Below are 9432 nucleotides of genomic sequence, written 5' to 3'. Positions count from 1 at the left end.
AGCGCGCCCGCCGCACCGGGGCAGCCGTGAGGGGGCCGGGCATGCGGAGCCGTGCGGGCCTGGCCCTCCTCGCCCTCGCCGTGTTCTGCGCGGCCCTCGCGCCGCTGCTGCGCTGGTACGCGTACCCCCGCCTCGCCCGGATCCCCCCGGGCCAGTACCAGGCGGTCGTCCTGGAGGCCCGCGGCGCGACCCTCCTCGACTACGCCGGCGGCATGCAGCCCAGGAAGGTCGACAAGGTCACGATCGTCCAGACCCTCAAGGACGACGTGGAGGCGGCCCGGCGCGCGTCGGCCGAGACGGGCCGCGACGTCGTCGTGTGGGACACCCTCACCCACATCGCCGGCCCCGACGGCCGCATGGTCTCGCAGATCCCCGAGCGGTACGTCTTCGACGCCCACACCCAGGAGCCGGTGCACGCCGCGGGCGAATCCGTCGACGGGGATCCCGTGCGCCGCGAGGGCATCGAGTTCAAATGGCCCTTCGGTGCCCAGCCCCGCGACCACCTGTACTTCGACGCGCAGACGCGCACCTCCTCGCCCGCCCGCTACCTCGGCCCGCGCACCTTCCGCGGCATGGACGTCCACTACTACGAGCAGACCGTGCCCTGGACGAAGGTGCCCCTCCCCAAGAAGATGCCGATCGAGGGCATCGACCCGGCGACCTTCGAGCAGACCACCGGCACCTCGCTCTGGTACAGGGCCAAGGCGATGTTCTGGGTGGACCCGGTCACCGGGGCGCCCGTCAACGCCGAGCAGGTCATCGAGCAGGAGATGCGCGGCGGCATCGCCGCCGGAGCCCCCGAAGGCCGGCTCACCGTCTTCGCCGGGCACGTCAGGATGCGCGAGGACTACAGCCGGCACACCGTCGCCCTCGTCGCCGCGAACCGGCTGAAGGTCCTCGCCCTGCGCGCCTACGCGCCGGCGGGCCTCGCCGCCGCCGGGCTGCTGCTCCTCGGCGCGGCGCTGTGGCGGGAGGCGCGCGGACGGGAGGCGCGGGCGCGGCGGGTCACCGCCTGAGGCGGGCGCTGGTGTGCCGGGTGGGCTCCGCCGCCGCCGGGTCCTCCGGCCAGGGGTGCTTCGGGTAGCGGCCGCGGAGCTCGGCCCGGACCGCCCGGTAGCCGGCGCCCCAGAACGACGCCAGATCGGCGGTGACCGCCGCGGGCCGCCCCGCCGGGGACAGCAGGTGCACCAGGACGGGCACCCCGGGCACGCCCCCGACGCGAGGCGTCTCGGCCAGCCCGAACAGCTCCTGGAGCTTCACCGCGAGCACCGGCTGCTCCCCCGAGTAGTCCACCCGGATCCGGGAGCCGCTCGGCACCTCGATCCGCTCCGGCGCCAGCTCGTCGAGGCGGGCCGCCTCACCCGACGCCCACGGCAGCAGGCGCGCCAGCGCCTGGCCGGCGTCGATGCGGGCCAGGTCCGCGCGGCGGCGGGCCCGCGACAGCTCCGGCTCCAGCCAGTCCTCCGCACGGGCGGTCAGGGCCGTGTCCGACACATCCGGCCAGTCCCCGCCCAGCGTGCGGTGCAGGAAGGCCAGGCGCTCGCGCAGCGCGGCCGCCTCCTTCGACCAGCGCAGCAGCCCGGCCGGGCCCTCCTGAGCCAGGCCCCGGAGCAGCGCGGCGCGCAGCAGGGCCGGATCCGGGGCGGTCAGGGGGCGCTCGGCGAGGGTGATCGCACCGAGCCGCTCGACGGAGCGGGCGACGACGTCCCCGTCCTCCCAGTGCACCTCCTGCGCCGACGCCAGCAGGTGCTCGGCGGCGGCCAGGGCCGTGTCCCCGTCCAGAGGTGCCGCCAGCCGGAGGCGGGCGTCCGCGGAGCCGGCCGACCGGTCGGCGACCGCCACGGCCAGCCAGTCGCCCGCCGAGGCGAGGCGGGAGCCGTCGGGCAGGGCCGCACGCGTGCCGGACGCCATCAGGAACCGGCCCGGCCCCTGCCGGAGGGCCACCCGCTCGGGGAACGCCAGCGCGACGACGAGCCCGGCGAGCCGGTCGTCCCCGGGCTGCGAGCCCTGAACCCCGCGGCCGCCCGGACCGCCCGCGGCCCGGGCGGGCTCCGCCGCGGCGAGCGCGGCCAGCCGCTTCGCCTCGGCCCGCCACCGCGCCGCGTAGGCGTCGCCCCCGGCGGCGGCCCTCCGCCACGCCGCCACCAGGTCGTCCCCGTACTCCCGCGGCGGCTCCTCGCTCAGCAGCGCCACCACCTCGGCGACCCGCCGCGCCGCCCCCGCCCCGCCGGCGCCGGCCGCGGCCGGGCCGTCCACCAGGGCGCGGGCCAGCCGCGGGTGCAGGCCGAGGCGGGCCATGCGCGCACCGCGCGGGGTGGCCCGGCCCGCCCCGTCCACCGCGCCGACCGATGCCAGCACCGCCCGCGCGGCTGCCAGCGCGCCGGCCGGCGGCGGATCCAGCAGCGCCAGCCCCGACGCGTCGGGGTCGCCCCAGCAGGCCGCGTGCAGCGCGAACCCCGCCAGGTCCGCCAGCCGGATCTCCGGCGCCGGGAACGCCGGCAGCAGCCCGTGCTCCGCCTCCGACCAGCACCGGTACACCGTGCCCGGCGCCTCCCGGCCGGCCCGTCCGGCCCGCTGCCGGGCCGCCGCCCGGGAGGCCCGTACGGTCGCCAGCGCGCCCAGCCCGCGGGCGTGGTCGGTCCGCGGCTCGCGCGCCAGCCCCGAGTCCACGACCACCCGGACCCCCGGCACCGTCAGACTCGACTCCGCGACCGAGGTCGCGAGGACCACCCGCCGGCCGCCGCCCGCCCGCGGCGCCAGCACCGCGTCCTGCACCGCCGCCGGCGCCCGGCCGTGCACCTGGAGGACCTCCGCCCCGGCGCCGTCGAGCAGCCCGGCGACCCGGGCGATCTCCCCGACGCCCGGCAGGAAGCACAGCACGTCCCCCTCGCGCTCCGCGAGCGCCCGCCGCACGACCGCCGCGACGTGCGCCAGCTGCGCCGGGTCGACCCGCATGCCGTGGGGCGGGCGCACCGGCCGGGCCGGCGGGGCCCACACCGTCTCCACCGGGTACGAGACCCCCTCCGCCCGCACCACCGGGGCGCCGCCGAGCAGCCGCGACCAGCCCTCCGCGTCGGTCGTCGCGGATGCGGCGACGAGCCGCAGCCCCGGCCGGAGCGCCTCCCGCACGTCCAGCAGGAACGCGGCCGCGGTGTCCGCGTCCAGGTGCCGCTCGTGGCACTCGTCGAGGACGACGGCGTCCACGCCGGCCAGCTCCTGGTCCCGCTGGAGGCGCTGGAGCAGCACCCCGGTCGTGACGACCTCGACGCGCGTCCCGGGGCCGGCCACCCGCTCCCCGCGCACCGTGAACCCGACGGAGCCGCCCGCCTCCTCGCCCAGCAGCCACGCCATCCGGCGTGCCGCCGCCCGGGCGGCGATCCGCCGCGGCTCGGCGACCACGACCCGGCGCGGCGGCCCGTCGCCGACCAGCCCGGCCAGGACCAGCGGGACCAGGGTGGTCTTGCCCGTGCCCGGCGGGGCGCACAGCACGGCCGTACCGTGGCCGTCCAGCGCGGACAGCAGCGCGGGTACGGCCTCGCGCACGGGCAGGGCGCCGAGGGCGGCGGTGCGTACGGGCACGGCTCAGGCCCCGCCGCGGGCGTCGTCCCGCTCGCAGACGAAGACCGCGGTGCCGGGGATCAGCCGGCCGCGCAGCGGGGACCAGCCGCCCCACTCCTGCGCGTTCCAGGCGGGCCACTCCGGCTCCACCAGGTCGACCAGCCGGAACCCCCCGGCGACGACGTCCCGGACCCGGTCCCCGAGGGTGCGGTGGTGCTCGACGTACACCGCGCGCCCCTGCTCGTCCTGCTCGACGTACGGGGTGCGGTCGAAGTACGAGGCCGAGACGGACAGGCCCTCGGGGCCCGGCTCGTCCGGGAACGCCCAGCGGATCGGGTGGGTGACGGAGAAGACCCAGCGGCCGCCGGGCCGCAGCACGCGGTGGACCTCGCGCATGACGTTCACCGGGTCGGCGACGAAGGGCACCGCCCCGTACGCGGAGCAGGCCAGGTCGAAGGAGCCGTCGCGGAAGGGCAGCCGGCCCGCGTCCGCCTCGACCAGGGGGACGGCGCCGCCGTCGATGCGCAGCGCGTGCTGGAGCTGGCGGTGCGACAGGTCCAGGGCCACGGGGCGGGCGCCCTGCGCGGCGAGCCAGCGCGAACACTGGGCGGCGCCGGCGCCGATCTCCAGGACGTCCTTGCCGGCGAGGGAGGCGGCCGGGCCGAGCAGGGCGGCGTCGGCCTCGTCCAGGCCCTCGGGGCCCCACACGAAGCGGTCGTCCCCCAGGAACGCGCCGTGCTCGCTCTGGTACTCGTCCGCGTTGCGGTCCCACCAGACGCGGCTGGCCCTGCTGCTCTCGGCGTCGTCCGCGTGGCGGCGGGTGGCCTCGGCGTCCTCCCCGGCGGCGGTATCGTACGCGTGTTCGGGGAGGTAGTCCTCTTGGTTCATGGGGCCCGTCGTCGTAGTCTGCCGAAATGAATGCAGGGAGGCCATCAGCGCCTGCCCGGCAAGGAATTGTGCCTGTTGTGCGGTGATCCGCCCGAGGTGTGCCCGTTCGCGCATTGACCCTGTCCGGCCGCCCCCGTATGCTACAAGTTGCGCTGCGAGCCTGTGCTCCTCAGACCTAGCAGGCTGCGCTTGCATCTGTTGATGTCCCCTCGGTTCTCGAGGCCCTGCACCTTCACGGGTTGCGGGCTTCCTTGGCTGTCCGGCTTCTTCGGCAGATGCCGATAAGGGCTCCCGGCGTAGCAGTACCTACGACTTCAATGTCCGTACCGGAGCCCTTTCCCACATGACGAGCAGCACCGAGACCACCGCCACCACCCCGCAGGTTGCGGTCAACGACATCGGTAACGAGGAAGCCTTCCTCGCCGCGATCGACGAGACGATCAAGTACTTCAACGACGGCGACATCGTCGACGGCGTCATCGTGAAGGTCGACCGGGACGAGGTCCTGCTCGACATCGGTTACAAGACCGAAGGCGTCATCCCGAGCCGCGAGCTCTCGATCAAGCACGACGTCGACCCGAACGAGGTCGTCAAGGTCGGCGACGAGATCGAGGCCCTGGTCCTCCAGAAGGAGGACAAGGAAGGCCGCCTGATCCTCTCGAAGAAGCGCGCCCAGTACGAGCGTGCCTGGGGCACCATCGAGAAGATCAAGGAAGAGGACGGCATCGTCACCGGTACCGTCATCGAGGTCGTCAAGGGTGGTCTCATCCTCGACATCGGCCTCCGCGGCTTCCTCCCGGCCTCCCTGGTCGAGATGCGCCGCGTCCGCGACCTCCAGCCCTACGTGGGCAAGGAGCTCGAGGCCAAGATCATCGAGCTGGACAAGAACCGCAACAACGTGGTCCTGTCCCGCCGTGCCTGGCTCGAGCAGACCCAGTCCGAGGTCCGCCAGACGTTCCTCACCACCCTGCAGAAGGGTCAGGTCCGCTCCGGCGTCGTGTCCTCGATCGTCAACTTCGGTGCCTTCGTGGACCTGGGTGGCGTCGACGGTCTCGTCCACGTCTCCGAGCTGTCCTGGAAGCACATCGACCACCCGTCCGAGGTCGTCGAGGTCGGCCAGGAAGTCACCGTCGAGGTCCTCGACGTGGACATGGACCGCGAGCGTGTCTCCCTGTCGCTGAAGGCGACGCAGGAGGACCCGTGGCAGCAGTTCGCCCGGACCCACCAGATCGGCCAGGTCGTCCCCGGCAAGGTCACCAAGCTGGTTCCGTTCGGTGCGTTCGTCCGCGTCGACGAGGGCATCGAGGGCCTGGTCCACATCTCCGAGCTGGCCGAGCGCCACGTGGAGATCCCGGAGCAGGTCGTCCAGGTCAACGACGAGATCTTCGTCAAGGTCATCGACATCGACCTCGAGCGTCGCCGGATCTCGCTGTCCCTGAAGCAGGCCAACGAGTCCTTCGGTGCCGACCCGGCGTCGGTCGAGTTCGACCCGACCCTGTACGGCATGGCCGCGTCCTACGACGACCAGGGCAACTACATCTACCCCGAGGGCTTCGACCCCGAGACCAACGACTGGCTCGAGGGCTACGAGACCCAGCGCGAGACGTGGGAGCGCCAGTACGCCGAGGCGCAGAGCCGCTTCGAGCAGCACCAGGCGCAGGTCATCAAGAGCCGCGAGGCCGACGAGGCCGCCGCTGCCGAGGGTGCTGCCGCCCCGGCCGCCGGCAACGCCGGTGCGGGCATCTCGGGTGGTTCCTACTCCTCCGAGTCGGACGAGACCTCGGGCGCCCTGGCCTCCGACGAGGCCCTGGCCGCGCTCCGCGAGAAGCTGGCCGGCGGCCAGAGCTGATCGCAGCAGCGCACCGCGCCGCCGGTCGCGAACCGGCGGTGAGCTGAGCTGAACGCAAGGCCCGTCCCCTTCCGAGGGGGCGGGCCTTGCTGCTGCCCCCGCCCGGCCGGCCCCCGCGCGGCAACGGCGAGGCCCGACCGGGCTCCCGCCCCGCTAATGCGGCCGAACGGGGAATGGTGCGGCCCCCTCGGACGTTCTTCGCAGAGAACGAGGCGAGGAGGAGCGGTGACAGTGCTTGATCCACAGGGTTTGTACGAATGGGACGCCAAGGGGCTGGCGGTGGCCGACCTGGCGCTCGCCCAGGACTCGGCCGGACTGGTCATGCTCTACCACTTCGAGGGGTACATCGACGCCGGCGAGACCGGCGAGCAGATCGTCGAGCGGCTCCTGGACACGCTGCCCCACCAGGTCGTGGCCCGCTTCGACGCCGACCGCCTGGTCGACTACCGGGCCCGGCGCCCCCTGCTGACCTTCCGCCGCGACCACTGGACCTCCTTCGAGGAGCCCCGCCTGGAGGTCCGCATCGTGCAGGACGCCACCGGCGCGCCCTTCCTGCTGCTCTCCGGCCCCGAGCCGGACGTGGAGTGGGAGCGCTTCGCCGCCGCCGTCCGGCAGATCGTCGAACGCCTCGGCGTCCGGCTCTCCGTCAACTTCCACGGCATCCCCATGGGCGTCCCGCACACCAGGCCCGTCGGGATCACCCCGCACGGCAACCGGACCGACCTGATGCCCGGCCACCACAGCCCCTTCGACGAGGCCCAGGTCCCCGGCAGCGCCGAATCGCTCGTCGAGTTCCGCCTCGCCCAGGCCGGGCACGACGTGCTGGGCGTCGCCGCGCACGTACCGCACTACATCGCCCGCTCGCCCTACCCGGACGCAGCCCTGACCGTCCTGGAGGCGATCACCGCGGCGACCGGCCTGGTCCTGCCCGGAGTCGCGCACGCCCTCCGCACCGAGGCCCACCGCACGCAGACGGAGATCGACCGGCAGATCCGCGAGGGCGACGACGAACTGGTCTCCCTCGTCCGCGGCCTGGAGCACCAGTACGACGCCGCGGCCGGCGCCGAGACCCGGGGCAACATGATCGCCGAACCGGCGGAGATCCCCACGGCCGACGAGATCGGCCGCGAGTTCGAGCGGTTCCTGGCCGAGCGCGAAGGCGACGCGTAGGCGAGGGCGGGGCGGCGGGGCCGGGCCGGGTCTCCTGCACCGGTCCGGCAGCGGCTACGCTGCTGCGCATGCTGAGGGTGGGCCTGACAGGCGGAATCGGTGCCGGCAAGAGCGAGGTCTCGCGGCTGCTCGCGGGCTACGGAGCGGTCGTCGTCGACGCCGACCGCATCGCACGCGAGGTCGTGGAACCGGGAACCCCCGGCCTCGCGGCCGTCGTCGAGGCCTTCGGCGAGGCGGTCCTCGCCCCCGACGGCACCCTCGACCGGCCCGGTCTCGGGGCGGTCGTCTTCGCCGACCCGGAGAAGCTGAAGGTCCTGAACGGCATCGTGCACCCGCTGGTTCGGGCCCGGTCCGCCGAGCTCGAAGCCGCCGCCGGGCCCGGCGCGATCGTCGTGCACGACGTGCCGCTCCTCGCCGAGAACGGCCTCGCCCCGCTGTACGACCTGGTCGTGGTGGTGGACGCCGCGCCGCAGACCCAGCTCGCCCGGCTGACCGCCCTGCGCGGCATGGCCGAGGACGAGGCCCGCGCCCGGATGGCCGCCCAGGCCACCCGGGAGCAGCGGCTGGCCGTCGCGACCCTGGTCATCGACAACGACGGCCCGCTCGAAGCGCTCGGACCGCAGGTTCGCGCAGTGTGGGAGGAACTCACCGCGCGGGCCGCCGCGGCCGCGGGAGCCGCGCCCGGCACGGAATAGCCGCCCGCGACCCCGCGTTCAAGGCCGGGGGAGGGGGAAGGAGCAGACCGTGTCCGATACCACGCCGCCCGCCGCGCCGGCCGGCCAGTCCCCGGAGACGCACGTCATCGACTACCGGGCCGCCGAACGGCTGCTGGCCGCCCGCGACCCGCGCGGCGCGGTGAAGCTCCTCGACTCGGTGCTCGCCGCCCACCCCGAAAGCACCGCGGCCCGGCTGCTGCGCGCCCGGGCCTTCTTCGCCTCCGCCCAGCTGCGGCGCGCGGAGCGGGAGTTCGAGCTGGTGCTGGAGCGTGAGCCGGACAACGCCTTCGCGCACTTCGCGCTCGCCCGCACGCACGAGCGCTCCGGACGCCACGAGCAGGCCCGCAAGCACTTCCGGCTCGCCGCCGCCCTCGACCCGCAGCCCGACTACCTCGCCGCGGCCCGCTTCGAGCAGTAGCCGGCCCGGGGCCGCGGGGCTCCCGGGGCCGCGGGCCTGCAGGCGCTACGGGCGCGGCCCCGCCGGAGGCTCGTACGGGGGGATGTCGCGGCCCGGCTGGTAGTGCGGGCCCTGCCGGATGCGCCGGACCACCACCACCAGGTCGACGGCCGCCAGCAGGCCGACCACCCCGCAGAACGCCGCCCAGCCGGGCCGGTCCGCCACGGCGAACAGCGCCGTGCCCGCCCCGGCCCACACCAGGCCCCACAGGCTCAGCCAGAACCGCAGGCGCAGCGGGCTGCGGGCGGTCACGGGCTCGTTACCGGAACGCATGGGCACCGCCTCGTCGCCTCGTCCCGTCGCCGGCGCCGCCCGGTCGCTCCGGGCCCGCCGACCCTCGCTCTCCCCATCGTCCCACCGCCGCCCCGGAGGTGTGCCCTCCCGCGGTGAACGAACAGAACGGCCAGTTCAGCGGCGTTGTCAGTACCCGCGCCTACACTCGGCAGAGCAGATCCGGCCCGGTTGCGGAGCCGGGCGAAGAGCCGGGCAGGGGCCCGGCCGGAGCAGGCGAGGAGGCAGCGTGTCGACACCGAAGCCGCCCCCGTACGCCCTGCTGCCCCACCCCGCCGTCTTCCTGCCCGATGAGGTCCCGCGCCGCGGCCGACTGGCCTTCTGGTCACCGGAGGGCGCCCCCCTGCCCGACGCCTCGGGGATCCCCGGCGCGGAGGCCGCCCTGATCGACGTCGTCCGCCCGCACGGCCGGGGGGTGCGCACCCGCGTCGTCCCCGCCGTGTTCCTGCCCGTGGCGGGGGCGCTGCCGCTGCTCGTCCGCGCCGCCCGCAGCCCCGCCACGG

General features: G+C 75.2%; 9 protein-coding genes. 6 read left to right on the top strand and 3 right to left on the bottom strand.

From position 1 onward, the window contains the following. The first annotated feature begins 41 nt into the window (after positions 1-41). Positions 42-1016: a DUF3068 domain-containing protein gene (locus EF903_RS22065; protein WP_125545795.1), complete on the top strand. Its 975-nt coding sequence runs from the start codon at positions 42-44 to the stop codon at positions 1014-1016. Here the strand turns inward: EF903_RS22065 and hrpB are convergent. After that, positions 1006-3579, bottom strand: a complete 2574-nt coding sequence (hrpB, locus tag EF903_RS22060) for an ATP-dependent helicase HrpB (RefSeq protein WP_125545793.1) — start codon at positions 3577-3579, stop codon at positions 1006-1008. The genes EF903_RS22065 and hrpB overlap by 11 nt on opposite strands. 3 nt (positions 3580-3582) lie before the next feature. Next, positions 3583-4446: a class I SAM-dependent methyltransferase gene (locus EF903_RS22055; RefSeq protein WP_125545791.1), complete on the bottom strand. Its 864-nt coding sequence runs from the start codon at positions 4444-4446 to the stop codon at positions 3583-3585. A 343-nt stretch (positions 4447-4789) separates the two neighbouring features. On the opposite strand from EF903_RS22055, the gene rpsA reads away from it, so the two are divergent. The 4 genes from rpsA (at position 4790) to EF903_RS22035 (ending at position 8599) form a co-directional block, all read left to right on the top strand. Continuing rightward, complete coding sequence (gene rpsA / locus EF903_RS22050) at positions 4790-6295, top strand: 30S ribosomal protein S1 (protein ID WP_114057109.1); 1506 nt, start codon at positions 4790-4792, stop codon at positions 6293-6295. Between the two features lie 231 nt (positions 6296-6526). Continuing rightward, the gene (locus tag EF903_RS22045; protein ID WP_125545789.1) at positions 6527-7465 is read left to right on the top strand and encodes a PAC2 family protein; all 939 of its coding nucleotides are present in this window, start codon (positions 6527-6529) and stop codon (positions 7463-7465) included. 68 nt (positions 7466-7533) lie between these two features. Continuing rightward, positions 7534-8160, top strand: a complete 627-nt coding sequence (gene coaE, locus EF903_RS22040) for a dephospho-CoA kinase (protein WP_125545788.1) — start codon at positions 7534-7536, stop codon at positions 8158-8160. Between the two features lie 49 nt (positions 8161-8209). Next, complete coding sequence (locus tag EF903_RS22035) at positions 8210-8599, top strand: tetratricopeptide repeat protein (protein ID WP_125545786.1); 390 nt, start codon at positions 8210-8212, stop codon at positions 8597-8599. Positions 8600-8644: 45 nt separating this feature from the next. Here the strand turns inward: EF903_RS22035 and EF903_RS22030 are convergent, their stop codons facing one another. Further along, positions 8645-8911: a DUF6343 family protein gene (locus tag EF903_RS22030; protein ID WP_125545784.1), complete on the bottom strand. Its 267-nt coding sequence runs from the start codon at positions 8909-8911 to the stop codon at positions 8645-8647. Positions 8912-9158: 247 nt separating this feature from the next. Between EF903_RS22030 and EF903_RS22025 the strand changes: the two genes are divergently transcribed. After that, on the top strand, positions 9159-9432 hold a 274-nt coding region (locus EF903_RS22025), incomplete at its 3' end, for a hypothetical protein (protein ID WP_148142555.1).

This window comes from Streptomyces sp. WAC05292 (assembly GCF_003949955.1).
Classification (GTDB): Bacteria; Actinomycetota; Actinomycetes; order Streptomycetales; family Streptomycetaceae; genus Streptomyces; species Streptomyces globosus.
This window is presented reverse-complemented; position numbering and strand designations above follow the sequence as displayed.